At 62.5% G+C, this 654-nt stretch carries 1 pseudogene; it reads left to right on the forward strand.

Annotation, left to right across the window (positions count from 1 at the left end):
• A pseudogene (locus tag MOD31_RS21845) lies at positions 1-654 on the forward strand (chromosome condensation regulator RCC1); the annotation flags it as partial.

The following is a 654-nucleotide window of genomic DNA, read 5'->3' on the forward strand; positions in this document are numbered from 1 at the left end:
AAACCAAACCCGCCACCGTGCCCGAGGCCGTGGTCTCCACGGGAGGTTTGCTCGAAGTGACCGGCACCCCGGTGAGCTCCGAGTTCATCCCCGCGCCCGACGTCGTGGTTGAACCTGACACGGCCCCCACCTCAACCAGAACCGGCCCCGCAACCACACCGGACATGGCCCGGCCCTACGCGGCGACCTCAGCGGAAGTGTTCAACAAATCCATGGTCCTGAGCAGGACCGTCAAGGGCGAGTTCGGCAAACCCGACGCGCCCTTGACCGGTGACGGGGCGGTGACCCTGAAGTCCTCCGTCACGGCCAAAGCCACAGCGAAAATGACACTGGAGACCGCCTTCCTGAGCCTGAAGGAAGTCTCCGTGGTCATCACCCCCTCCATCAAAGCCGAACACTCCCTCACGGCCCAGGGATCACTGAAAGGCCAGGTCACCGCCAAACTGGGCGAACTGAACTCCGCGTTCACGTTCATGGCCGGCCCGGTCCCGGTAGTAGTGACCAGCAACGCGACCATGAACGCGAACTTCTCCCTGGACGGAAACGCCGAGGTGGTGTTCTCCTCATCCCAGACCGTCACCAGCAACCACGGCTTCAAATACAACAACGGCTCGTTCAACCTGGTCAACGACAAACCCACCACCGCAGGAATCG

This window comes from Paenarthrobacter sp. TYUT067 (genome assembly GCF_023656375.1).
GTDB lineage: Bacteria > Actinomycetota > Actinomycetes > Actinomycetales > Micrococcaceae > Arthrobacter.